Annotated in this window: 20 protein-coding genes; 17 read left to right on the forward strand and 3 right to left on the reverse strand. The window is 72.7% G+C overall.

Annotated elements, in window-relative coordinates:
• Positions 1-11 precede the first annotated feature (11 nt).
• The 3 genes from ACLJWH_RS26210 to ACLJWH_RS26220 all read left to right on the forward strand — a co-directional run bounded on the left by ACLJWH_RS26210 (position 12) and on the right by ACLJWH_RS26220 (position 3,631).
• Positions 12-1,391, forward strand: a complete 1,380-nt coding sequence (locus tag ACLJWH_RS26210) for an aldehyde dehydrogenase family protein (RefSeq protein ID WP_411144199.1) — start codon at positions 12-14, stop codon at positions 1,389-1,391.
• A gap of 1 nt (position 1,392) precedes the next feature.
• Positions 1,393-2,205, forward strand: a complete 813-nt coding sequence (locus ACLJWH_RS26215; RefSeq protein WP_411144200.1) for a 3-oxoacyl-ACP reductase — start codon at positions 1,393-1,395, stop codon at positions 2,203-2,205.
• Positions 2,206-2,338: 133 nt separating this feature from the next.
• Complete coding sequence (locus ACLJWH_RS26220) at positions 2,339-3,631, forward strand: haloacid dehalogenase-like hydrolase (RefSeq protein ID WP_411144201.1); 1,293 nt, start codon at positions 2,339-2,341, stop codon at positions 3,629-3,631.
• A 64-nt stretch (positions 3,632-3,695) separates the two neighbouring features.
• On the opposite strand, the gene ACLJWH_RS26225 is transcribed toward ACLJWH_RS26220, so the two are convergent.
• On the reverse strand, positions 3,696-4,913 hold the full coding sequence (locus ACLJWH_RS26225) for an amino acid deaminase/aldolase (protein ID WP_411144202.1): 1,218 nt from the start codon (positions 4,911-4,913) through the stop codon (positions 3,696-3,698).
• 920 nt (positions 4,914-5,833) lie between these two features.
• Between ACLJWH_RS26225 and ACLJWH_RS26230 the strand changes: the two genes are divergently transcribed.
• The 4 genes from ACLJWH_RS26230 (at position 5,834) to ACLJWH_RS26245 (ending at position 9,791) form a co-directional block, all read left to right on the forward strand.
• Complete coding sequence (locus tag ACLJWH_RS26230) at positions 5,834-6,901, forward strand: hypothetical protein (protein ID WP_411144203.1); 1,068 nt, start codon at positions 5,834-5,836, stop codon at positions 6,899-6,901.
• Positions 6,898-8,070 carry a type VII secretion-associated serine protease mycosin gene (gene mycP, locus ACLJWH_RS26235; RefSeq protein WP_411144204.1) on the forward strand — a complete coding sequence of 391 codons (1,173 nt, stop codon included), beginning with the start codon at positions 6,898-6,900 and terminating at the stop codon, positions 8,068-8,070. Before ACLJWH_RS26230 ends, mycP begins: the two co-directional genes overlap by 4 nt.
• 120 nt (positions 8,071-8,190) lie before the next feature.
• Complete coding sequence (locus ACLJWH_RS26240; RefSeq protein WP_411144206.1) at positions 8,191-8,922, forward strand: SseB family protein; 732 nt, start codon at positions 8,191-8,193, stop codon at positions 8,920-8,922.
• A gap of 134 nt (positions 8,923-9,056) precedes the next feature.
• A complete protein-coding gene (locus ACLJWH_RS26245; RefSeq protein WP_411144207.1) occupies positions 9,057-9,791 on the forward strand; it encodes an MIP family channel protein in 735 nt (244 codons plus the stop codon).
• A 91-nt stretch (positions 9,792-9,882) separates the two neighbouring features.
• Here ACLJWH_RS26245 and ACLJWH_RS26250 read toward each other — a convergent pair whose 3' ends face one another.
• Positions 9,883-10,272: a DUF1844 domain-containing protein gene (locus ACLJWH_RS26250; RefSeq protein WP_411144208.1), complete on the reverse strand. Its 390-nt coding sequence runs from the start codon at positions 10,270-10,272 to the stop codon at positions 9,883-9,885.
• Positions 10,273-10,581: 309 nt separating this feature from the next.
• Here ACLJWH_RS26250 and infC point away from each other — a divergent pair, with 309 nt between their 5' ends.
• The 9 genes from infC to ACLJWH_RS26295 all read left to right on the forward strand — a co-directional run bounded on the left by infC (position 10,582) and on the right by ACLJWH_RS26295 (position 20,429).
• A complete protein-coding gene (gene infC / locus ACLJWH_RS26255) occupies positions 10,582-11,295 on the forward strand; it encodes a translation initiation factor IF-3 (RefSeq protein ID WP_411144209.1) in 714 nt (237 codons plus the stop codon).
• A 124-nt stretch (positions 11,296-11,419) separates the two neighbouring features.
• The gene (gene rpmI, locus ACLJWH_RS26260) at positions 11,420-11,614 is read left to right on the forward strand and encodes a 50S ribosomal protein L35 (RefSeq protein ID WP_052857675.1); all 195 of its coding nucleotides are present in this window, start codon (positions 11,420-11,422) and stop codon (positions 11,612-11,614) included.
• A gap of 104 nt (positions 11,615-11,718) precedes the next feature.
• Positions 11,719-12,102: a 50S ribosomal protein L20 gene (gene rplT / locus ACLJWH_RS26265; RefSeq protein WP_052857680.1), complete on the forward strand. Its 384-nt coding sequence runs from the start codon at positions 11,719-11,721 to the stop codon at positions 12,100-12,102.
• A gap of 119 nt (positions 12,103-12,221) precedes the next feature.
• Entirely contained in the window at positions 12,222-13,076 is an 855-nt protein-coding gene (locus tag ACLJWH_RS26270) for a TrmH family RNA methyltransferase (RefSeq protein ID WP_411144210.1), read from the forward strand.
• Positions 13,077-13,158: 82 nt separating this feature from the next.
• Positions 13,159-14,313: an ATP-binding protein gene (locus ACLJWH_RS26275; RefSeq protein WP_411144211.1), complete on the forward strand. Its 1,155-nt coding sequence runs from the start codon at positions 13,159-13,161 to the stop codon at positions 14,311-14,313.
• A gap of 187 nt (positions 14,314-14,500) precedes the next feature.
• Positions 14,501-15,625 (forward strand): phenylalanine--tRNA ligase subunit alpha, encoded by a 1,125-nt coding sequence (gene pheS / locus ACLJWH_RS26280; protein WP_411144212.1) that lies wholly within the window; start codon positions 14,501-14,503, stop codon positions 15,623-15,625.
• Positions 15,625-18,150: a phenylalanine--tRNA ligase subunit beta gene (pheT, locus tag ACLJWH_RS26285; RefSeq protein WP_411144213.1), complete on the forward strand. Its 2,526-nt coding sequence runs from the start codon at positions 15,625-15,627 to the stop codon at positions 18,148-18,150. The genes pheS and pheT overlap by 1 nt, the downstream gene beginning before the upstream one ends.
• Before the next feature lie 364 nt (positions 18,151-18,514).
• Positions 18,515-19,849, forward strand: a complete 1,335-nt coding sequence (locus ACLJWH_RS26290; RefSeq protein WP_411144214.1) for a transcriptional regulator — start codon at positions 18,515-18,517, stop codon at positions 19,847-19,849.
• Positions 19,850-19,898: 49 nt separating this feature from the next.
• The gene (locus ACLJWH_RS26295; protein WP_411144215.1) at positions 19,899-20,429 is read left to right on the forward strand and encodes an NUDIX domain-containing protein; all 531 of its coding nucleotides are present in this window, start codon (positions 19,899-19,901) and stop codon (positions 20,427-20,429) included.
• Positions 20,430-20,459: 30 nt separating this feature from the next.
• On the opposite strand, the gene ACLJWH_RS26300 is transcribed toward ACLJWH_RS26295, so the two are convergent.
• Positions 20,460-20,717, reverse strand: coding sequence for a hypothetical protein (locus tag ACLJWH_RS26300; protein WP_411144216.1), 258 nt, complete (start codon positions 20,715-20,717; stop codon positions 20,460-20,462).
• An 894-nt stretch (positions 20,718-21,611) separates the two neighbouring features.
• Here ACLJWH_RS26300 and ACLJWH_RS26305 point away from each other — a divergent pair.
• Positions 21,612-24,050, forward strand: coding sequence for an SdrD B-like domain-containing protein (locus tag ACLJWH_RS26305; RefSeq protein ID WP_411144217.1), 2,439 nt, complete (start codon positions 21,612-21,614; stop codon positions 24,048-24,050).
• Positions 24,051-24,137: the final 87 nt, after the last annotated feature.

A 24,137-nucleotide genomic window follows, 5' to 3' on the forward strand; every position in this document is an offset into this window, starting at 1 on the left:
GGAACGACGAAGTGAGCACCGTCCCGCACGAGTTGGACATCATCAACCCGGCCACCGAGGAGGTGGTGGCCACCGTCCCCACCACCGGCCCCGCCGAGGTCGACGCCGCCGTCCGGCGGGCCGCCGCCGCCCAGCGGAAATGGGCCGCGCTGGCCCCCGGCGACCGGGCCCGGATCCTGCGCCGGTTCGCCGACGTCGTCGACGCGCACCTGCGGCCACTCGCCGAACTGGAGCTGCTGGAGGCCGGGCACACCCTGGCCAACGCCGAATGGGAAGCGGGCAACGTCCGCGATCTGCTGCACTACGCCGCCGGGGGAGTGGAACGCCTCAACGGCACCCAGATCCCGGTCGCGGACGGCCTGAACATCACCTTCCAGGAGCCGCTCGGCGTCGTCGCCGTCATCGCCCCCTGGAACTTCCCGATGCCGATCGCCGCCTGGGGCACCGCCCCCGCGCTCGCGGCCGGCAACGCCGTCCTCCTCAAACCCGCCGAGACCACCCCGCTCACCGCGCTCCGGCTCGCCCGGTACGCGCTGGACGCCGGTGTCCCGGAGGACCTCTTCCAGGTCCTGCCCGGCGAAGGGCCGGTCACCGGCGCCGCCCTCGTCGACCATCCCGGCGTCGCCAAGGTCGTCTTCACCGGCTCCACCGCCACCGGCCGGCGGATCGCTGCCCGCTGCGCCGCGCAGACCAAACGGCTGACCCTCGAACTCGGCGGCAAGAGCCCGAACATCGTCTTCGCCGACGCCGACCTCGAAACCGCCGCGGCGGCAGCCCCCGGTTCCTTCCTCGACAACACCGGCCAGGACTGCTGCGCCCGCAGCCGCATCCTCGTCCAGCGCTCCGTCTACGACCGCTTCATGGCGCTGCTGGAGCCCGCCGTGCGGTCCTTCACGGCCGGCGACCCGGCCGACCCCGCCACCCGGATGGGCCCGCTGATCTCCGCCGCCCAGCGCGAGCGGGTACGGTCCTACGTCCCCGAGGACGCCCCCGCCGCCATCCGCGGCCAGGTGCCCGCCGGCAAGGGATTCTGGTACCCGGCCACCGTCCTGGAGGGGCGGCCCGAGGACCGGACCGCCGTCGAGGAGATCTTCGGCCCGGTCGCCGTCGTCCTCCCCTTCGACGACGAGGCCGACGCGATCCGGCTCGCCAACGCCACCGAGTACGGGCTCTCCGGCTCCCTGTGGACCCGCGACGTCGGCCGCGCCCTGCGCGTCTCGCGCGCCGTCGCGGCGGGCAACCTCTCCGTCAACTCCCACAGCAGCGTGCGCTACTGGACCCCGTTCGGCGGGTTCAAACAGTCCGGCATCGGCCGTGAGCTGGGCCCCGACGCGCTGACCGCCTTCACCGAGACCAAGAACGTCTTCATCAGCACGACCAAGGAGCAGTGAAGTGAGCGACCAGACCCTCCCCGTGTCCTCGGCGGGGGCGACCCCGGTGTGCCGCCGCCTGGTGGGCCGTACCGCGGTGATCACCGGAGCCGGCAGCGGCATCGGCCTGGCGGCCACCCGCCGGCTGGCCTCCGAAGGCGCGAACGTCGTCTGCGCCGACATCGACGCGGCGGCCGGCAAAGCCGCGGCCGAGGCGGTCGGCGGCACCTTCGTCCAGGTCGATGTGACCGACTCCGACCAGGTCGAGGCCCTCTTCGAGACCGCCTACGACACCTACGGTTCGGTCGATATCGCCTTCAACAACGCCGGCATCTCACCGGCCGACGACGACTCGATCCTCACCACCGGACTCGACGCCTGGAAGCGCGTCCAGGAGGTCAACCTCACCTCCGTCTACCTCTGCTGCAAGCATGTGCTGCCCTATATGCAGCGCCAGCGCCGCGGCTCCATCATCAACACCGCCTCCTTCGTGGCCGTGCTGGGCGCCGCCACCTCCCAGATCAGCTACACCGCCTCCAAGGGCGGTGTGCTCTCCATGTCCCGCGAACTGGGCGTCCAGTTCGCCCGGGAGGGCATCCGGGTCAACGCCCTGTGCCCGGGGCCGGTCAACACCCCGCTGCTGAAGGAGCTGTTCGCCAAGGACCCGGAGCGCGCCGCGCGCCGCCTGGTGCACGTCCCCGTCGGCCGGTTCGCCGAGCCCGAGGAGATCGCCGCCGCCGTGGCCTTCCTGGCCAGTGACGACTCCTCCTTCGTCAACGCCGCCGAATTCCTGGTCGACGGCGGTATCGCGGGCGCGTACGTCACGCCCGTATAGCCCGTGGCACCCGCGGATGCCACGCCCGGCCGGGACCGGCGCGACCCGCGGGTACCGTCCGCACACCACCTCGGGACCGGCACCCTCGCGTGCCGGTCCCGCTCCCGTCGCCGCCCCTCACCTCGGAGACCCCATGCGCAAGAGGCACGCCCTCGCCCTGGCACTCGCCGGCGCCACCACCGTCTCGGCCCTCGTGGCCACCGCGCCCGCCACGGCCGCCGCCCCCGCGAAAGCCCCCGCCCGCAGCCACTGTCCCCAGCTCTCCAAGAGCCTTCCGTGGTACGGCGACAACCGCGCCAAGCTCCAGAAGATGATCGACGAACGCGGTCTCTGCGGCCACCCGTCACCCGGCCCCGGGGGCCGCCCCGTCGCCGCCTTCGACTGGGACAACACCGTCGTCAAGAACGACATCTCCGACGCCACGCTCGCCTGGGCCCTCCAGCACGACAAGATCCCGCGGCCCAAGAGCTGGCGGGACACCAGCCCCTGGCTCACCGGGGCCGCCGACCGCGCCCTGACCACGGCGTGCGGCACCACCGTCCCCGCCGGCCGGCCGCTGCCCACCGCGCGGAACACCGCCTGCACCGACGAGATCATGGAGATCCGCGGCGAGGGCAGGACCATGAGCGGCGCGCCGGCCTTCGCCGGCGACTGGAACCACCGCCGCACCGTCCCCCAGTACGCCTGGGTCCCGCAGCTGTTCGCCGGCCTCACCCCGGCCGCCCTCACCTCCTACGCCCGGCAGGCCCGCGCCCGGAACCTCGCCGCGCCCGTCGGCACCGAGCAGACCGTCGGCACCCACACGATGGCCGGCTACATCCGCTACTACGACCAGCAGAAGGACCTGATCCGCACGCTCAAGGCCGCCGGATTCGACGTCTACATCGTCTCGGCCAGCTCGGAGACGATCGCCGCGGCGTGGTCCGGCGGCGTCGGCGTGGACCGGGCGCACACCATAGGCATCCGCAGCATGGTCCGCGACGGCAGGTTCACCACCGGCATCCGCGGCTGCGGCGACGTCGGGGACGGCCGCGGCGAGGCCATCCCGTACATCGACGGCAAGCGCTGCTGGATCAACCAGGAGATCTTCAAGATCAAGGGCGCCGAGGCATGGCGCAAGCAGGACCCGGCGCACCGCATCGCGCTCGGCGGCGGCGACGCCGACACCGACGTCACGTTCGTGGGCGACGCCACCGGCGCGCACCTGGCCATCAACCGCAACAAGAGTGAACTGATGTGCCGCGGCTACGACAACGCCGACGGCCGCTGGGTGGTCAACCCGATGTTCATCGATCCGCTGCCCCGCAAGTCCGGCGGTTACCCCTGCGCCACCACGGGCTACACCAACACCGACGGCGCCCCCGGCCCGGTCCGCCGCCCCGACGGCACCGTCGTCCCCGACCAGCGCGACCGCGTCCACGGCTGACGGACGCTCCGGGGGACACCGGGCCCGGCGTGGCCTGCCCCGCGGCGTCCTGCCGCGGGGCCCGTCACAGGAAGGTGCGCCCCTCACCGCGGTACGTCGGCACCGTCGCCACCACCCGGTCCCCGTCGACCAGGTGCAGCGCCGCGAACCGCTCGCACAGCTCACCGGCCTTCGCGTGCCGGAACCACACCCGGTCGCCGATCAGCAGCCCGTCGGCGGCCGGCCCCAGCAGCGGCGTCTGCACCTCACCGGCCCCCTCCTGCGGGTCGTAGCGCAGCCCGGCCGGCAGATACGGCACCGGCAGCCGGTCCGCCCCCGGCGCGCCGGACGCCGGATAGCCGCCGCCCAGCACCGTCACCGCGCCGGGTCCAGGCCGCCGCACCACCGGCTGCGCGAACAGTGCCGCCGGACGCCCCTGGAACGAACGGAAGTTGTCGAACAGCCGCGGTACGTACAGCCCCGAACCGGCCGCGATCTCCGTGATCGCCGCCTCCGCCGCCGTGTGCTGCACACTGCCGGTACCGCCGCCGTTGACGAACTCCAGCCGCGGCGCCACCGCCCGCACCGCCCGGACCGCCTCCCAGCGCCGCCGCGCCAGCTCCTTGCGCGCCGCCGCCTGCATCATCCGGACGGCCCGCGAGAACACCGGTTTGCCGTCGACCTCGTCGCCCACACCTGCCACATGCCCCTCGTACGCCATCAGCCCCACCAGCCGGAAACCGGGGCGGCGGACCACCGACCGGGCCAGCGCGGCCAGCTGGGCGGGGGCGCGCAGCGGCGACCGGCGCGCGCCGAACCGCACCTGTCCGCCCAGCGCGCGGTAGGAGGTGTCCAGTTCCAGACAGACCCGCACCTCCTCGCCGCCGCCGGCCGGCCGGGCCGCGTCGATCAGATCCAGTTGCGCGAGATCGTCCACCGTCACCGTCACCGCCGCCGCGAGCCGTGGATCCGCGGTCAGCGCGGCGAACCCCGCCCGGTCCGCCGACGGATACGCCAGCAGGATGTCGGTGAGGCCCGAACGCGCCAGCCACAGCGACTCGTCGAGCGTGAAACTCATGACGCCCGCGAAGCCGTCCCGCGCCAGCACCCGCTCCAGCAGCGCCCGGCAGCGCACCGACTTGCTCGCCACCCGGATCGGTTTCCCCCGCGCGCGGCGCACCAGATCGGCGGCGTTGGCGTCGAAGGACGCCAGGTCGACGACGGCCAGCGGCGCGTCGAGATGGGCGGTGGCCCGGTCGTAACGGGCCTTGTCGCCAAGCGCGTCAGCGGTGTTCGGGGGCATGGCGGCAGCCTGCCAGAGGTGCCTACCGCTGGGTAGGGGAGAGATCGCGACAGAGTGGACACGGGGTGGACACAGGTTGGAGGACCGGCCGCACCAGCCCGTAGAGTGGCCGGGCGCCACCACCGGCAGGTCCATGGCGTGTTGTCCGGATACGAACCATCCTGTCCGATCCCGCTCGCGGATCGGACCGGGGGCAAACGGCGCGAGGGGGAGCGCGGGTGAGCACCGACGCCGATTTCGCGGACGCGCACCGCATCCCGCCCATACCCCCGCACCCACCCCACCGGCCCGCCACGGCCGCGCCCCCCGACGACGACCCGGCAACCACCGTCCTGCGCCCGGCGTCCACCGCCTCGACGCCCCCGCCGCGGGCCGCCGCCGACGAACCGGCCCGCGCCGCCGCGCCGCCGGCTGCTCCCGTCGTGCCGCCGCCGGCGGAGTCCGCGACGCCGCGCAGCACGGCGGCTGCCGCCGGTCCGGTCGGTCCGGTGACTCCGGCCGGGACCGCCGCGCCCGCCTCATCTGCCGGTTCCGCCGGCCCTGCCGGTCCCGCTGGTTCCACCGGCCTTACTGGTCCCGCTGGTTCCACCGGTCCTACTGGTTCCACCGGCCTTACTGGTCGTGCTGGTTCCACCGGTCCTACCGGTCCTACCGGTCCCGCTGGTCCCACCAGTTCTGCTGGTCTCACCGGTCCCGTCACGCCCGCAGCCCCCGTACGTCCCGCTGTTCACGCCGCCCCGCCGCGCCCCGCGACGCCACCGGCCCCGCCGTCCGCCCCGGCGGCGTCGTCCGCCGTCCCGCTGTCCGCTGTGCCGCCCCGGCCCCGTACGGAGCCGGCCCCTGCCGGCCCGCAGCTGCCGCCCCGGCCGGAACGCGCGCCGGACGCCCCGGCCGCCGGAGCGCCCGCGCCGGAGCGGCCGGTGGACCGCCCCGCCTCCTTCCGCGACACCGCGGCCTTCCACCTGGCCAACAGCCAGGACCTGTGGAACGGCGGTACGGGCGCCGCCCCGGCAGCCCGGCGGCCCGGTACGGGCTCCCGCACGCGCGCCGCCACCCCGCCGCCGCGCACCCCCGGCGGCACGCCGCGTCCCTCCGCCGCTCGCCCGCCCGCGTCCACCGAGAGCCCAACTCCCGCCAGCGCGACGCGAGTTGGCCGCGCACCGGCCGTTCCCGCTCCGCCCGCCGTCCCGCCACGGCCGCCGGGCGCGCCCGCAGGCGCGCGGCGGGCACGCGTCCGGGCGGCCGCCGCCGCGGTCTGCCTCGTCCTCGGCATCGGCCTCATCGGCGGTGCGGCGGCCGGGAGCTGGCTCGCCAACAGCTCCGACGCCCGCCCGGCGGCCGAGGCCGCCTTCACCAAGGGCCGCGACGTCTGGCACAACGCCCCCGTGGACACCCTCTTCCCCCGCACCCTCAACGGCCTCGGCACCGGGCCGGGCGGCGCCGACCGCCACTGGACCCGGATCGCCGTCGCCCCCGACAGCGGCTGCGCCGGCGCCTTCGACCCGCTGCTGGCCAAGGCGCTCTCCCCGGTCGGCTGCGCCCGTCTGCTGCGCGCCACCTACGCCGACGCCACCCGTACCGGCGTCGTCACCGTCGGCGCCCAGATCACCACGGCCGACCGGACCGCCATGCAGACCCTGCGCGCCCGCTTCACCACCGAGAAGCTGACCGCCCGGACGGACCTGATGCCCCGGCCGTACCCCGCCCAGGGCACCCTCGCCGCCGGCTTCGGGGCCGCCCAGCGCGCCAGCTGGAGCGTCCGGGTACTGACCGACCTCCCGGTCGTCGTCTACGCGGTCTCCGGTTTCGCCGACGGCCGCGCCGTCGCCGACCCGCAGGACGCCGAGGCCGCGACCCGGCCCGGCGCCACCACCACGCCCGCCCAGTCCGGGCTGGGCCACGGCGCGAAGGACCTCGCGGACCACCTGGAGGCGGCCTTCCGCAAGGCGTCCGCCGGTACCCCCCGGGCCACGGAGGCGACGAAATGACCAGGGCCGTACTGCGCGGCGCCGCCGCCGCGCTCTGCTCCGCCGTGCTGGCCGTACTGCCCGCCGCCCCGGCGCGGGCCGACGGCATCCGCGCTCAGGAATGGTCGCTGGAGGCCATGCACACCCAGGACGCCTGGCGCACCACCAAGGGGGACGGCATCACCGTCGCCGTCCTGGACACCGGCGTGGACGCCGACCACCCCGACCTCAAGGGCCAGGTGCTGCCCGGCAAGGACCTGGTCGGCTTCGGCGCCGGCCCCGGCAACCCGGCGTGGGCCCAGCACGGCACCGCGATGTCCGGCATCATCGCGGGCCACGGCCATGGCGCGGGCCGTGCGGACGGGGTGCTCGGGGTCGCCCCGGCGGCCCGGATCCTGCCGGTCCGGGTGATCCTCGAAGACAGCGACCCGCAGCGCAAGGAAGCCCGCGCCGAACGCGCCGGCGCCCTCGCCGACGGCATCCGCTGGGCCACCGACCAGGGCGCCGACGTGATCAACCTGTCGCTCGGCGACGACAGCAGGTCCGCGCACCCCGAACCGCGCGAGGACGCCGCCATCCAGTACGCGCTGGGCAAAGGCGTCACCGTCGTCGCCTCCGCGGGCAACGGCGGCGCGGACGGCAACCGCGCCTCCTACCCGGCCGCCTATCCGGGCGTCATCGCGGTCACCGCCGTCGACCGCTACGGCGCCCGCGCCCCGTTCTCCACCCGCCGCTGGTACGCCACGCTCTGCGCGCCGGGCGTGGACGTCGTGATAGCCAATCCGGACCGCAAGTACTACGAGGGCTGGGGCACCAGCGCCGCCGCGGCCTTCGTCTCCGGCGCCGCCGCGCTGGTCCGCGCCGCGCACCCCGGTCTGAGCCCGGCGCAGATCCGCCAGCTGCTCATCGACACCGCGCAGGACGCCCCCGAGGGCGGCCGCGACGACACCTTCGGCGCCGGTCTGGTCGACCCGGCCGCCGCCATCGAGGCCGGCCGGAACCTCCGGCCCGCCCCCCAGCTGTCGGCCCCCGCCGCCTACGCCCACCGCTATTTCGGCGCCGGACCCACCGCCGCCCCCCAGGAAGACGGCGCCTCCAGCTGGCTCCCGTGGACCGCCGCGGCCGCCGGTCTGGTCCTGCTGACCGTCGCCGTCCACCTCCGGCGCCCCCGCCCCGCGGCCGCCGGCTGACCCGCACACCGCACGGGCGTTCCGGGGCCCGCCGCCCGCCCCGGCGCCCGCGCGGTACCGCCCGCACCACGGCGCCACACCGCGCGAGGTGCGGAAGGCCCGAGCCGCTACGCTCGCCCCGTGCAGAAGAACATCCCGGACCCCGGCTACTCCGACGACGACGGCTCCGCCGACCCGGCCCTGGCGGCCGCGCTGGCCGCCTACGACCGGGACCGCGGCACCGAGCCCCAGCTGCTGTCGGCCCTGACCGGCGCCCGCGTCCTGGTGCCGGTCGTCGCCGTACTGGGCGAGACCGAGACCGGCCCGGACGGCCTGCGGCGCGAGAAGACCAGCGATATGGCGGTACCCACCCTCCAGGCCCCGGACGGCCGCCGCGCGCTGCCCGCCTTCACGTCCATGGAGACCCTCAAGCGCTGGCGCGCGGACGCCCGCCCGGTGGCGGTGCCGCTCCAGCAGGCGCTGCTCGCCGCCTCCCACGAGAAGGCCGACACGGTCGTCGTCGACCTGGCCGGACCGGTCACCTACCAGCTCACCGGCGCCGCCCTGCGGGCCCTCGCCGAGGGCCGGGAGAGCGCCGACCCGCTCGCCGACCCGGCGGTCACCGACGCGCTGCGCGCCCTCCTCGCCGCCGAGCCGGGCGTACGCGTCGCCCATCTCGCCCCGTCGGCCGAAACCGATGCCACCCTCGCGATCGGCCTCGCCGCCGACGCCCCCGCCGCCGAGGTCGCCGAGCGGCTGGCCCAGTCGCTGGCCACCGACGAGGTACTGCGCGGCCGTCTCGTCCGCGGCCTGGACCTGGCACTTCTGCCGCCCGGCGCCGCCCCGTCCGGGGAGCCGCTCTTCCGCCGCTGACCCCCTCGCACCGGCCTCCCGTCCCGTCCCGCCGGACGGCTCTCCCCGCCGGGCTCCTCCTCGCCAACGGGCGCGTTCGGCTCCCCGGCCCCACAATTTCGAGGAGAGCTCAAGATCCACGCGAGGAGAGCCCCATGGAGACCACGGAGACCCGTCCCGTCGTATGCGAATTCCTCGGCACGCTGCTCCTGGTGTTCTTCGCCGTCGGCTCGGCAGTGCTGGCGGGCGAGTACATCGGCACCTTCGGCATCGCCCTGACCTTCGGCTTCACCCTGCTGGCCCTCGCCTATGCCCTGGGCCCGATCTCGGGATCCCATGTCAACCCGGCGGTGACCCTCGGTGTGCTGCTGGCCCGCCGCATCACCCTCCGTACGGCCGTGGAGTACTGGATCGCGCAGATCCTGGGCGCCATCGTCGGCGCGGCCCTGCTCTTCCTGGTCGCCAAGCAGGTACCGGGCCTGAAGACCCACGAGGCGTTCGGCACCAACGGCTGGGGCGACCGCTCCGCGCTCCACATCAACCTCGGCGGCGCCTTCGTCGCCGAGATCGTGCTGACCTTCCTGCTGGTCTTCGTCTTCCTCTCGGTCACCCACCGGGTGGCCGTGATCGGCTTCGACGGCCTGCCGATCGGTCTGGCACTCGCCGCCATCCACCTCGTCGGCATCCCGCTCACCGGTACGTCCGTGAACCCGGCGCGCAGCATCGGCCCGGCCTTCTTCGCGGGCGGCGCGGCCCTCACCCAGCTGTGGCTGTTCATCGTGGCGCCGCTGATCGGCGGCGCGCTGGCGGCCGTGGTGCACCAGATCACCCACCCGCCGAACTCCGTCCTCGCCGCCGAGGAGGCACCCGGGCAGGCCCGCGGCGAGTAGCCGGCCTGACGGCCGGGTCCCGGCATACAGGACGAGCCCCGGCCGTCGTGGCCGGGGCTCGTCCTGTATCCGCTGGGCAGGCGGCGCCGGGTCAGCCGTAGACCGGGCCGGTGAACTTCTCGCCGGGGCCCTGACCCGGCTCGTCCGGGACGACCGAGGCTTCGCGGAAGGCCAGCTGGAGCGACTTCAGCCCGTCCCGCAGCGGCGCCGCGTGGTAGGAGCCGATCTCGGTGGCACTGGCGGTGACCAGACCGGCCAGCGCCTGGATGAGCTTGCGCGCCTCGTCCAGGTCCTTGTGGTCCTCGCCCTCCTCGGCGAGACCGAGGTTGACCGCTGCCGAGCTCATCAGGTGCACCGCGACCGTCGTGATCACCTCGACCGCCGGCACCTCCGCGATATCGCGGGTCATGGCGTCGAAGCCGGGGTCTGCCTGGTCTGCCGGATTCGGGGCGGCGGGCTGCTGCGGGCTCTGCTCACTCATGTCTGGGGACTTCTCTTCCTGCTGAGGGGGTCGTGCCCACCTTATGGCCCGTCTCCCGCGGTCTTCGCGCGGGCCGGTCGGGTCCGTCCGGGGACGAAAGGGGTGCCCGCCCCTTGACTCGTGTATTCTGGTGTTCCGACCGGCCGGACACGCATGTGACCGGCCCACAAGTGGAGGCTCCGATCTCCCACCCGCACCGGCCTCAGGGTCGGCGGGTCAACGGTCTGGCTGCGCCCCGCGGAGACTTCGCGGCGGTGCTCCTGATCCACTTTACGGAGCCCCGCCTGTGTCCCGTCCGGGGCGTTTTTGATGTACCGGCGCGGTTGGTCACACCGAAACAGACGTTACGCGGCAGTCCGCCAGGCCGTCGCGTGGTGCTACCGAGGAGGATCCATCAGCGCCGAGCCCCGCATCAACGACCGGATTCGTGTCCCTGAGGTGCGACTCGTCGGTCCCAGTGGCGAGCAGGTCGGCATTGTGCCGCTTGCCAAGGCACTGGAGCTTGCGCAGGAGTACGACCTCGACCTGGTCGAGGTGGCGGCGAACGCACGTCCGCCGGTCTGCAAGCTCATGGACTACGGGAAGTTCAAGTACGAGTCGGCCATGAAGGCCCGTGAGGCGCGCAAGAACCAGGCGCACACGGTCATCAAGGAGATGAAGCTCCGGCCGAAGATCGACCCGCACGACTATGACACCAAGAAGGGTCACGTCGTCCGGTTCCTCAAGCAGGGTGACAAGGTCAAGATCACGATCATGTTCCGTGGTCGCGAGCAGTCCCGCCCCGAGCTGGGCTTCCGGCTGTTGCAGCGGCTCGCGTCCGACGTGGAGGACCTCGGCTTCATCGAGTCGAACCCGAAGCAGGACGGCCGAAACATGATCATGGTTCTCGGTCCGCACAAGAAGAAGACCGAGGCGATGGCCGAGGCCCGTGAGGCGCAGGCCGCCCGCAAGGCGGAGCGCCAGGGCGGAGCACCCGCGGACGAGTCCGCCGAGGGGCCTGCCGAGGAGCCTGCCGAGGCGTGATTCCCGGGCGTGAGCCGCGGATTCACACCGGGGCACCCGCCCGGAAACCAAAACCGATACATCTGACGCTCCCGCGGGCCGGTCCGTGCCGGTGGGAGCGCCACTGACGAGGAGAGAACGGCGCATGCCGAAGAACAAGACGCACAGCGGTGCCAGCAAGCGCTTCAAGATCACTGGCTCCGGCAAGGTGATGCGCGAGCGCGCCGGCAAGCGCCACCTGCTCGAGCACAAGTCGTCCCGTCTGACGCGTCGCCTCACCGGCAACGCCGAGATGGCCCCGGGCGACGCCAAGAAGATCAAGAAGCTTCTCGGCAAGTGAGTCCGTGCGCCCCGCCGACGGCCGGGGTGCGGGACCTGGACCGGGTCCACATTCGAACCGGGTCGCGTGAAGACAACCGCGGCCCCGCTACAAGGAGTTAACAAGTGGCACGCGTCAAGCGGGCAGTCAACGCCCACAAGAAGCGCCGGGCGATCCTCGAGCAGGCCAGCGGCTACCGTGGCCAGCGCTCCCGCCTCTACCGCAAGGCGAAGGAGCAGGTCACCCACTCCCTCGTCTACAACTACAACGACCGCAAGAAGCGCAAGGGCGACTTCCGGCAGCTGTGGATCCAGCGCATCAACGCCGCTGCCCGCGCCAACGGCATGACGTACAACCGCTTCATCCAGGGCCTGAAGGCCGCCAACGTCGAGGTGGACCGCAAGATCCTGGCCGACCTCGCGGTGACCGACGCCAACGCGTTCGCCGCGCTGGTCGAGGTCGCGCAGAAGGCGCTGCCGAGCGACGTCAACGCCCCGAAGGCTGCCTGAACCTCAGCCTGACGACGGTGTGACGCGGACCCGTAGGCCCCGGCCTGCGGGTCCGCCGCCGTTTGCCGGACCGTTCGCCCGGTCCCCACGCACCGAACGAAAGAAGCGAGCCGCCGCCCATGGGCACCCCCGAGCTGATCTCCCCGCGTTCCCCGCGCGTCGCCGCCGCCCGGCGGCTGGCCCGCCGTACCTTCCGCGGCAAGGAACGCCGGTTCATCGCCGAGGGCCCGCAGGCCGTACGGGAGGCCATCGCGCACCGCGTCGACGGCGAGCCCACGCTCATCGAGCTGTTCGCGACCGTCGAGGCCGCCGAGCGGCATGCCGAGATCGTGGCGGCCGCCGGCGCGGCCGGGGTCCGGGTGCACCTCGCCGACGACCGGACCGTCGCCGACATCTCGCAGACGGTCACCCCGCAGGGCCTGCTCGGCGTCTGCCGGTTCCTCGACTCGCCGTTCGAGGAGATCCTCGCCGCCCGCCCGCAGCTGGTCGCGGTGCTCGCGAACGTCCGCGACCCGGGCAACGCCGGTACGGTGCTGCGCTGCGCGGACGCGGCGGGCGCCGACGCCGTCGTGCTGACCGACGCCTCCGTGGACCTCTACAACCCCAAGTCCGTACGGGCCTCGGTCGGCTCCCTCTTCCACCTGCCGGTCGCGGTCGGCGTGTCGGTCGACCGGGTCGTGAGCGGGCTCCGGACCGCCGGGGTGCGGATCCTCGCCGCCGACGGCGCGGGCGAGCGCGATCTGGACGCCGAGCTGGACGCGGGCGTCATGAGCGGGCCCACCGCCTGGGTCTTCGGCAACGAGGCGTGGGGGCTGCCGGAAGAGACCCGCGCGCTGGCGGACGCCGTGGTGCGGGTGCCCATCCACGGCAGGGCCGAGAGTCTCAACCTCGCGACGGCCGCCGCCGTCTGTCTCTACGCCTCGGCCCGTGCCCAGCGCACCGCGGGCGGCTGCCGCGCGGTGTCACCCGGCTGAGGGGCGTCCGTCCGGTCTCCGCGGCACATACGGTCCGTCCTAGTAGTCTTGCGTGCTCGGGGCCCGGAAGGGGGTAACGGGAGTGAGTGTGAGGACGTCCGGCACCACGGTCGCCGCCGGCACCTGCCCGCCCGGCGGTGCCGCGGACGGCCCGTCGCCCGCCACCGACCCGGGCGCGCTCGGGGCCGGTCCCGGGCTCGACCCCGACACGCTGCCCGACGGTCTGGTCGTCGCCGACGAGAGCGGCCGGGTGATCTGCTTCAACACCGCGGCCGCCAAGCTCACCGGCATCGCCCCGCGGGACGCGCTGGGCCACCCCCTCGAACAGGCCCTGCCGTTGCAGGACCTCGAAGGCCGCCGCTGGTGGCAGCTGACCGACCCCTACGGCGGGCTCGCCATCCGCAGCGGCCAGCCGGAACGGAATCTGCTGCTGGGCGGCCGCGAGGTGCTGGTCTCCGCGCGCTATGTCCGCAGCCGGCCGACCGGTCCCCTCCAGCGGCTGGTCATCGCGGTGCGCGGCACCGAGGCCCGGCGCCGTACGGAACTGAGCCACGCCGAGCTGATCGCCACCGTCGCCCATGAACTCCGCTCGCCGCTGACCTCCGTCAAGGGCTTCACGGCCACCCTGCTCCAGAAGTGGGAGCGCTTCACCGACGACCAGAAGCGGCTGATGCTGGAGACCGTGGACGCCGACGCCAGCCGCGTCACCCGCCTCATCGCCGAGCTCCTGGACATCTCCCGGATCGACTCCGGGCGGCTGGAGGTGCGCCGGCAGCGGGTCGACATGAGCGCGGCGGTCCGCCGGCACGTCCAGGCGCAGACGACCGCGGGACAGCGGCCGGACCGCTTCCTGATCCGGATGCTGGCGCCCCTGCCCGATCTGTGGGCAGACCCGGACAAAGTCGACCAGGTGCTGGGGAACCTGCTGGAAAATGCCGTGCGGCACGGTGCGGGAACGGTCACGATCGAGGTCGGACCGGCAGCGGACCGGGCCGATACGGAAGGGACGTCCGTCACCGTGAGCGACGAGGGCCCCGGAATCCCCGAGGAGTCGATGAGCCGCGTCTTCACCCGTTTCTGGCGGGGCAGCAAACGCGGCGGCACGGGCCTCGGCCTCTATATCGTCAAGGGCATCGTCGAGGCGCACGGCGGGACGATCACGGTCGGCCGGGCGCCGGCCGGCGGCGCGCAGTTCCGATTCAGCCTGCCCGTCGCGGCCCCGGCCTTCATGGCCTGAGGAGCAGCGGCGGGCGCCCCGGCCAGGGGCTTGGAACAGCCCTGGCAGCCGTCCCCTTAGACTTGACCTTTGGCACCTTTGGCGCACAAGCATCGCGGGCACAAGCGCGGGCTCGGCATCCGAAGTTTGTGATCGAAGAGCCGATGCCAAGCGAAGCGAAGCCAGACCACCGGAAGCACGGGAAGAGATGTCCGCACCCAATAAGTCGTACGACCCTGTCGAGGTCGAAGCCCTGAAACCGGAAGAGATCGCCCGGCGGGTCGACGAGGCGCTCGCCGCCGTCGCCGCCGCGGCCGATCTGGAGGCGCTGCGCGAGGTGAAGGTCGCGCACGCCGGCGACCGCTCGCCGCTCGCCCTCGCCAACCGCGAGATCGGCGCCCTGCCCCCGCACGCCAAGGCGGACGCGGGCAAGCGCGTCGGCCAGGCGCGCGGCCGGGTGAACCAGGCGCTCAAGGCCCGCCAGGAGGAGCTGGAGGCGGAGCGCGACGCACGCGTGCTCGTCGAGGAGGCGGTGGACGTCACGCTGCCCTACGACCGCGTCCCCGCCGGCGCCCGGCACCCGCTGACCACCTTCATGGAGCGGGTCGCGGACGTCTTCGTCGCCATGGGCTACGAGGTCGCCGAGGGCCCCGAGGTCGAGGCCGAGTGGTTCAACTTCGACGCCCTCAACTTCGTGCCCGACCACCCGGCGCGCCAGATGCAGGACACCTTCTTCGTCCAGGGTGACGGCACCCAGGGCGACGAGTCCGGTGTCGTGCTGCGCACCCACACCTCGCCGGTCCAGGCCCGTACGCTCGTCGACCGCGAACCGCCGGTCTACGTCGTCTGCCCGGGGCGGGTCTACCGCACCGACGAGCTGGACGCCACGCACTCCCCGGTCTTCCACCAGATCGAGCTGCTCGCCGTGGACGAGGGCCTGACCATGGCCGACCTCAAGGGCACCCTGGACCACATGGTCCAGGCGCTGTTCGGGGCGGACATGAAGACCCGGCTGCGGCCGAACTACTTCCCGTTCACCGAGCCGTCCGCCGAGATGGACATGGTCTGCTACGTGTGCCGTGGTGAGTCCGTGGGCAACCCGGACCGCCCCTGCCGCACCTGCTCCAGCGAGGGCTGGATCGAGCTCGGCGGCTGCGGCATGGTCAACCCCAAGGTGCTCATCGCCTGTGGTGTCGACCCCGAGAAGTACAGCGGCTTCGCCTTCGGGTTCGGAATCGACCGGATGCTGATGTTCCGGCACAACGTGGAAGACATGCGCGACATGTTCGAGGGCGACGTCCGGTTCACCCGGCCGTTCGGGATGGAGATCTGATGCGGGTCCCGCTTTCTTGGCTGCGGGAGTACGTCGACCTGCCGGCGACCGAGTCCGGCCGCGACGTACAGACCAAGCTCGTTGCCGTCGGCCTTGAGGTCGAGACCGTCGAGCGGCTGGGCGAGGGTCTCAAGGGCCCGCTCGTCGTCGGCCAGGTGCTGACCATTGAGGAGCTGGAAGGCTTCAAGAAGCCGATCCGCTTCTGCACCGTCGACGTCGGCACCGCCAACGGCACCGGCGAGCCGCAGGAGATCGTCTGCGGTGCCCGCAACTTCGCCGTCGGCGACAAGGTCGTCGTGGTGCTGCCCGGCGCCGTGCTGCCCGGCGACTTCAAGATCGCCGCGCGCAAGACGTACGGCAGGACCTCGCACGGCATGATCTGCTCCGGCGACGAGCTGGGCATGGGCGACGACGGCACGGACGGCATCATCGTGCTGCCGCCGGAGCACGAGGTGGGCAGCGACGCCATCGAGCTGCTCCAGCTGGTCGACGAGGTCCTGGACATCGCCGTCACGCCGGACCGCGGCTACTGCCTGTCGATGCGCGGTGTCGCCCGCGAGACCGCCACCGCCTACGGCCTGCCGCTGCGCGACCCGGCGCTGCTGGACGTGCCGCCGCCGAACGCGTACGGCTACCCGGTCCAGGTCGCCGACCCGATCGGCTGTACCCGCTTCACCGCCCGCACGGTCACCGGTCTGGACCCCGAGACGCGCTCGCCGCTCTGGCTCCGGCGCCGGCTCCAGAAGGCCGGGATGCGCCCGATCTCGCTGGCCGTCGACGTCACCAACTACGTGATGCTGGAGCTCGGCCAGCCGCTGCACGCCTACGACCGCACCAGCGTGGACGGTCCGATCGGGGTCCGCCGCGCCCTCGCGGGCGAGAAGCTGACCACCCTGGACGGCGTCCAGCGCGTGCTGGACGCCGCGGACCTGGTCATCACCGACAACCGCGGTCCCATCGGCCTCGCGGGTGTCATGGGCGGCGCCAACACCGAGATCGCGGACGTGGCGACCGACCCCGAGACCGGGCAGGTCCGCGGCACCACCGAGATCGTGGTGGAGGCCGCGCACTTCGACGCGCTGTCGATCGCCCGTACGGCCCGTCGGCACAAGCTGTCCTCGGAGGCGTCCAAGCGCTTCGAGCGCGGCGTGGACCCGCAGGCCGCCTCCGCCGCGGCGCAGCGGACCGTCGACCTCCTGGTGCTGCTGGCCGGCGGCACCGCCGAGGCCGGGGTCACCGAGGTCGTCTCGCCCAGCGGGCCGCGCACGATCACCATCTCCGCGGACCACCCGGACAAGGTCGCCGGGGTGACCTACGGCCGCGAGACCGTCGTCCGCCGCCTCCAGGAGGTCGGCTGCGATGTGTACGGGCAGGACGAACTGGTCGTCACGGTGCCGTCCTGGCGGCCGGACCTGAGCGACCCGAACGACCTGGCGGAGGAGGTCATCCGGCTGGAGGGCTACGAGAACCTCCCCGCCACCCTCCCGCGGCCGCCGGCCGGCCGTGGCCTGACCGAGCGTCAGCGGCTGCACCGCCGGGTCGGCCGGGCGCTCGCCGGGGCGGGCTATGTCGAGGCGCTGAACTACCCGTTCACCGGGCAGGCCGTCCTCGACCAGCTCGGCATCGAGGCGGACGACCCGCGCCGGCAGGCCGTCACCCTCGTCAACCCGCTCTCCGACGAGGAGCCCGACCTGCGGACGACGCTGGTCCCGGGGCTGCTCAACGCGCTGCGCCGCAACGTCGGCCGCGGCTCGCACGACCTCGCGCTCTTCGAGACCGGTCCGGTCTTCCGGGCGACCGGCGACGAGAAGCCGGCCACCCGGCTGGTCGTCGACCGCCGGCCGACCGATGACGAGATCGCCTCGCTGGACGCCTCGCTCCCGCAGCAGCCGCGGCGCGCCGCCGTGGTGCTCGCCGGGGCCCGTGAGCAGGCCGGCTGGTGGGGTTCCGCCCGCCCGGCGACCTGGGCGGACGCCGTCGAGGCGGGCCGTACGGTCGCGCGGGAGGCGGGTGTCGAGCTGATCGTCCGGCAGGACCAGCACGCCCCGTGGCACCCGGGCCGGTGCGCGGCGCTGCTCGCGGTCGTCGACGGCGAGGAGATCCTCGTCGGCAACGCCGGTGAGCTGCACCCGCGCGTCATCAAGACGCTCGGCCTGCCGGAGCGCACCTGCGCGATGGAGATCGACCTGGACCGCGTCGAGCGGGCCTCGACCGGTCCGCGGCGCGCCCCGCGGATCTCCACCTTCCCGGTCGCCACCCAGGATGTCGCGATCGTCGTCGACGAGACGGTGCCGGCCGCGGACGTCGAGGCGGCGCTGCGCGACGGCGCGGGTGACCTCCTGGAGTCGGTGCGGCTGTTCGACGTCTTCACCGGCGAGCAGCTCGGCGCGGGCAAGAAGTCCCTCGCGTACGCGCTGCGTTTCCGTGCCGCCGACCGCACGCTGACCGCGGAGGACGCCACGGCGGCCCGTGACGCGGCGGTCGCGGTGGCGGTGGAGCGCACCGGAGCGGCGCTGCGCGGCTGAGCGCGGATCCGCCCGCCGGGAACGGTATGAGGGGTGCGGGTGTGGACGGCAGGGATGCCGTCCACACCCGCACCCCTTCCGGCGTTCCGGGGAAAATCAGCCGCCGCATCGCTCGCCCGGGACCCCGGGGGAGTGCCGGCCTGTTCCGGAGCCCGGCGGGGTGCCGGTGCTCCCCGGACCAGGGCGCGCCGCCGCAACGTCCGTACGGAGCAGGGCAGTTCACTCCGACATGTATCCATGGCGCCCGCCGCCGCTTCACACCCCGTGTGAAGCGCGGTTCACTACGCTGATCTGACGAAGTCAGTAAGTCGACAAGGCCATGAGCCGTCGGCCCACGGCCGGCCCGGCTCACCGGGAGGCCGGCATGGAGCCCAACACCCTGCTCGACGCGATCCTCGACGAGGCCGGTATCTCGCATGCCGGGCTGGCCGCCCGGATCAACCAGCTCGGCCGCGCCCGCGGCCTCGCCCTGCGGTACGAACACACCGCGGTGGCCCGCTGGCTGAAGGGCCAGCGGCCGCGCGGCCAGGTACCCGACATGATCTGCGAGATCCTCGGCGACCGGCTGCACCGCGCCGTAGGACTCGACGACATCGGGCTCAGCCGGCCGGACCTGCGCGGCCCCGTCACCCCGCTCTCCGGTTTCGTCGAGCGCGCCACCGCCCTGTGGCGGTCCGACGAACAGCAGCGGCCGCACATCCTGGCCGCCCCCGCGCTCACCGGTACCTCGGCGGTCATGCCCGTATGGGAGTGGGAGAACCCTCCCGAGGACTCCGACGTCTCGCGCGCCGGGATGTCGCGCGTCGGCATGGCGGACATCGAGATGCTGCGCACGGCGCGGACCCACTACGAGCAGATGTACCGGAAGGCGGGTGGTGTCGCGACCAGAGCACGCATCGTGGGATTCCTCAACACCGAGGCGGCGCCGCTGCTGCGGGGCAGCTACACCGACGCGACGGGACGCCAGCTCCACCGGGCCACCGGCGGGCTGGTCGCCGTCGCCGGCATCTGCGCGTACGACTCGGACGCTCTCGGGCTGGCCCAGCGCTACTTCCATCAGGCGTTACGGCTGGCCAAGGCGAGCGGGGACCGCGGCCTCGGCGCGTATGTGATCGCGCTGCTGGTCAACCAGTCCCTCTTCGTAAGGGAATACCGCCAGGCGGTCGCCTTCGCGGAGGCGGCGCTGCGGGCCGCGGGTCCGCAGATCACCCCGGCGCTCTCCGCGGACCTCTACGCGATGCAGGCCAAGTCCTACGCACGGCTCGGCGACGGCGCCAGCGCGCTGGCGTGCATCCGGCGTGCGGAGGCGGCGGCGGAGCGGATCCGGCCGGGCCTCGAACCGGCGGAGACGGGCTACGTCCAGCCCGGCCTGGTGAACGTACAAGTGGCGGAGGCGCTGCTCAGCCTCGGTGACCTGCGCTCCGCCCGGGAGCAGGCGGACGCCGCCGTCGACACCCCCGCACACGACCGCGGCCGGGTCCACCGGCTGGCCATGCTCACCCATATCGAGCTGCGCCAAGGCGATGCGGACCGGGCCGTGGCCAATGCCGCGCAGATGACCGAGCAGGTTCGGGGCATGGAGTCGCAACGGTTGCGGGACCGGCTGCGGGCGGTGCGCGAGCATCTGGCCGAGACCGGGAGCTCCGCGACCGACGCGGCCGCCGATCTCATCGACGAGGTGCTGCGCGTTCCGCTGTGACCGGGCTCGTGTCACCTCGCCAGCTCAAAACGGCGGAAGGTGACATCAAGTGCGTTGGAACAACCTCAGTGAACAGACCGTGTACGCGAACCCCTGGTTCCGGGTCAATCTCGCCGATGTGGAACTCCCCGACGGCCACCACCTGGATCACTACCTGATCCGGATGCGGCCCGTCGCCGTGGCCACAGTGGTCAACGAGGCCAATGAGGTGCTGCTGCTGTGGCGGCACCGGTTCATCACCGACACCTGGGGCTGGGAGCTGGCCGCCGGTGTCGTGGAGGACGGCGAGGACATCGCGGCCGCGGCCGCGCGGGAGATGGAGGAGGAGACCGGGTGGCGTCCCGGCCCCCTCCGGCACCTCCTCACGGTGGAGCCGTCCAACGGCCTCACCGATGCCCGGCACCACATCTACTGGTCCGACGAGGGCGCCTTCGTCGGCCAGCCGCAGGACGACTTCGAGTCCGACCGGCGGGAGTGGGTCTCCCTCAAGCTGGTGCCGGACATGGTGGCGAGGGGGGAGGTGCCGGCCGCCAACATGGCAGCGGCGTTGCTGATGCTGCACCACATCCGGCTCGGCTGACCGGTCCGCCCCGCCGCTGCCGGCCCTCTCTCATCGGGCCACGGCCTGCCACAGGGTGACCAGCAACGCCGCGAGCCCCGTGAGCGCGGCGAGGGACGGCAGCGGCCAGCGACCGCTCTCCAACTGCGTGACGCGGGCGTGTAGTTCGTCCGCGTCACGCTCGTACTGTGCCGAGCGCTGGGAGATCAGCGCGAGCCGGCCTTCGACTTCGGCGGTGCGCACATCGAGGCGGCGCCTCATTTCCGCCAGGTCGGCGGCCACCAGATCGGGTTCGGGGTGGGCGGTCACGGTGCGCTCCTCATTCCTCTCGCGAACGACTTCGTTGTCCGTACGGGTACCAGTCAACTGCCCTGCGACGACAGGCGGGAGCGTGTGCGGCGCAACGCTGCGAGTCACCGGCGCACACCCCGTGTGAAATAACGGAGAGTGACGATCGGAGGTGGTGCGGGAGGCTCTTGATGCCTCAGCGGTCTCTGATCCAGGTGGCGAGTCCGGTGCGGGTGGCATCGAAGGCGCGCAGGCTGGTGATCAGGCAGACACGCTCGATGGCCGGCTTCCCGGTGCGCAAGTCGCGCTGCTGTCAGGCGACTTGGATCGCCTGCCGGGTGCCGGGGTGGTCCAGGTGGCTGAACGCGGCCGGTCAGCACGTCGCTGCCGCACGTTCTTCCGGTCACCATTCTCCGGGCGCCGGGGGACTGCCGCGAATTCCGATGGATGTCACGGTTCCGCTGGTGACGGCGAGATGCCAACGGATAGAGTGCGGCGCGCGCTGCTCGCGATGGCGTGGGTGAGGTCGGCGGTGGGGGGCGAGAGCACCGTGATTGAGCTGCACACACACGCACCCCAGGGCTGTCCTTCCCGAGACGCTGAACGCGCGTTCGCTTTTTCTGGCCTGCGACGTTTACCGCTCGACCGCAATATCCTCCGGCGATCACCACGAGGCGGCCCACACCACAGGAGTGGGCCCCTTTTGTTTTTCCGTGGCCGTTCGCGGCCGGCGTCCTCGTCCGGGGCCACGAAGTGGACGTGCAGCGAGAAGCGGGGCTTCGTATTCATGACAAGAGAGGTGTGGAGAGTGATGCCATGAACCGACTAGGCAGAGACTCGCGCCGGCCGGCCCGGAGGCTTGTGGAGCCGCTGGCGCGCATGGGGTTGTCTGTTCTCTTGCTGGCAGGCGGCGCCATGGGGGCGGCGGTTGGACCGGCCGCGGCTTCGACCGCCGACGGCACGCTGACGGTTGAGGTACTGCGCGACTTCTTCGGCGAAGGCGTGATCAACGCGACGATGGACGTGCCGCAGCGGGGCATGAAGGTGCAGGTCTCCGACCCCGCCGGTCACGCTGTCACCGGCGTCACGGATGCCACCGGAAAGGTCGTGGTGCCGCGGTCGACCGTGCTGAGCGGCGGCCAGTACCGCGTCGACGTCAGCATCCCGGCGCCGTACAGCGGCTATCTGCGGGCGGCGCCTGCGTCGACGGCGGGGAACCACTTCGACAGCTTCACGTCGTTCGTGGATGTGTCGGGCGGCAAGAACGCCTCGGTGGTGACGGGGGTGTGGGATCCGGCCGACTACACGCTGCCGGAATCGCGCTATTTCGTACCGGTCCAGAACGGCGCCAACGGAGCTGACACCCGGGCACTGGTGGCGTTCGGGACGAAGACCCGAGGCACGTGTCCTACCGATGTGTCGTGCCCGGTCACGCTGGACACGCAGGCCCAGGTGGGCACGACGTTCGGGTTGGCCTACGACAAGTACCGGAGCCGGCTGTTCCAGAGCGCGTTCGCCCGCCGGTACGCCCCGTACGGGCCGGAGGGCGGTGGCGCGATCTACACCGTACCGGTCAGCGGCGAGGGTGCGCCGAAGCTGTTCGCGCGGGTGCCGGGCGCCGCGGTGACACCGCACGACGCGGCGCAGATGATCAAGGATCCCGGGTTCACCGACGCACCGGGCAAGGAGAGCATCGGCGGTCTGGCCCTGTCGGAGGACGGTTCCACGCTGTACGCGGTGAACCTGCTGACCCGGACCCTGGTGAAATTCGACGCGACCGGGGCCACCGCGTCGGCGCCCGAGGCGACGGTGCGGATCCCGGACCCGGACTGCGCGGCGCCGAGCGACTGGCGGCCGTTCGGTCTCGCCACGCACGACAACAAGCTCTACGTCGGTGGCGTGTGCGACGCGGAGAGCACGCAGAATCGCGCGGACCTGAAAGCCGTCGTCTACGCCTACGACGGCAAGCAGTTCACCACGGTGCTGACGCATTCGCTCACCAATAAGCGCGGTGACATCTTTGCCGGTGCCACCCAGAAGGCATCCGCTCAGAACAGCCAGTGGAACCCGTGGAACACCGACCTGGCCACCTGGGACAAAAACAATCTCGGCGGTGCCTTCATCGATCCGCAGCCGGCGCTGGCCAGCCTCGCTTTCGCGCGTGACGGCTCGATCATCCTCGGTTTCCGCGACCGGTTCATGGACGTTCTCAGTGCGAAGGGACTGGACCCTCGCCCGCAGAACAACACGCCGGAAACGGGCATGTCCGGTGGTGACATCACCATGGCCTGCGCCGATCCCACCGGCGGATACGCGTGGGAAGGCACCGGGAACTGCCCCAACCACGCCACCCCCGCCACCGACGGCGGCCAGGACAACGGTGTCGTCGAATACTTCCCGGGCGACTTCTTCGCGGGCGGTCACCAGGAAACCGCGCTGGGGGCGGTGGCCTATATTCCCCGGCAGCAGTGGGTCGTCAGCACGGAGTTCGACCCGACCGTCAACGTCGAAACCAGCGGGACCGGTTACTACGACATCACGACCGGTCAGGGTCCGGGCAACAGCCCGGCCGCCAACGCGTACCAGTTCGTCGGTCCGGAACAGAACGGATTCGGCAAGGCCGGCGGGCTCGGCGACATCGCGTACGCGGCGGCGAACGCGCCGATCCAGATCGGCAACCGCGTGTGGTTCGACGGCGACCACAACGGGATCCAGGACCCGGCGGAAGTGCCGCTGCCGGGTGCGACGATCAACCTGCTGGACGCGGGCGGCAAACAGGTCGCCACGACCAGGACCGATGCCGCCGGCGAGTACTACTTCGGTGGTGTCGGCGCCGCCTACGAGCTCACGCCGGGTGCGAAATACACGGTGCAGTTCGACGTGTGCACCGCGGACACCGGCAAGGTGCCAGGCCAACCCCCGGCAAGCGAACTGCGGTTCACGCTTCCGCGAGCCGGTGCCGACCGGGCGCATGACTCCAATGTGACCCCGCCGACCACCGGGCGGTTGTGCAACGGCTACGCACCTGTCACAGCGCCGGACAAGCCGGGCGGGGTCGATCACACGATCGACGCCGGGGTGTACATCCCGAAGGCAACCCCGACACCGACCCCGACCCCGACCCCGACGCCGACCCCGACCCCAGGGCCGACCTCGCCACCGGCCGCTACGCCGCCGCCGTCCGTGCCGCCTGCCAACCAGGCCCCGGCCGGTGGGAGCACGGGTTCGCTGGCGCACACCGGTATGGCCGGGCTGCCGGAGATGGTCGCCCTCGTCGGTCTGCTGGTGGGCGCGGGCCTGGCCATCGTGTTCCTGAGCCGGAAGCGTCGCGCCCAGAATCACCGAACGAACTGAACAACGGTGATCAGCCCGCCCGCGCTCCGGACGGCGCGGTCGGGCACATCACGTCTCGGCCGGTCCGCGAGGGCCGGCCTTGGCGTC

This window comes from Streptomyces sp. x-80, assembly GCF_046549095.1.
Taxonomy (GTDB): Bacteria; Actinomycetota; Actinomycetes; order Streptomycetales; family Streptomycetaceae; genus Streptomyces; species Streptomyces celluloflavus.

Excerpts from the sequence above, each read along its gene's own strand:
- ACLJWH_RS26220 (WP_411144201.1), top strand. The coding sequence starts at position 2,339 with ATGCGCAAGAGGCACGCCCTCGCCCTGGCACTCGCCGGCGCCACCACC.
- ACLJWH_RS26225 (WP_411144202.1), bottom strand. The coding sequence starts at position 4,913 with ATGCCCCCGAACACCGCTGACGCGCTTGGCGACAAGGCCCGTTACGAC.
- mycP (WP_411144204.1), top strand. The coding sequence starts at position 6,898 with ATGACCAGGGCCGTACTGCGCGGCGCCGCCGCCGCGCTCTGCTCCGCC.
- ACLJWH_RS26245 (WP_411144207.1), top strand. The coding sequence starts at position 9,057 with ATGGAGACCACGGAGACCCGTCCCGTCGTATGCGAATTCCTCGGCACG.
- ACLJWH_RS26250 (WP_411144208.1), bottom strand. The coding sequence starts at position 10,272 with ATGAGTGAGCAGAGCCCGCAGCAGCCCGCCGCCCCGAATCCGGCAGAC.
- infC (WP_411144209.1), top strand. The coding sequence starts at position 10,582 with ATGTACCGGCGCGGTTGGTCACACCGAAACAGACGTTACGCGGCAGTC.
- rpmI (WP_052857675.1), top strand. The coding sequence starts at position 11,420 with ATGCCGAAGAACAAGACGCACAGCGGTGCCAGCAAGCGCTTCAAGATC.
- ACLJWH_RS26270 (WP_411144210.1), top strand. The coding sequence starts at position 12,222 with ATGGGCACCCCCGAGCTGATCTCCCCGCGTTCCCCGCGCGTCGCCGCC.
- pheS (WP_411144212.1), top strand. The coding sequence starts at position 14,501 with ATGTCCGCACCCAATAAGTCGTACGACCCTGTCGAGGTCGAAGCCCTG.
- pheT (WP_411144213.1), top strand. The coding sequence starts at position 15,625 with ATGCGGGTCCCGCTTTCTTGGCTGCGGGAGTACGTCGACCTGCCGGCG.
- ACLJWH_RS26290 (WP_411144214.1), top strand. The coding sequence starts at position 18,515 with ATGGAGCCCAACACCCTGCTCGACGCGATCCTCGACGAGGCCGGTATC.
- ACLJWH_RS26305 (WP_411144217.1), top strand. The coding sequence starts at position 21,612 with ATGGGGGCGGCGGTTGGACCGGCCGCGGCTTCGACCGCCGACGGCACG.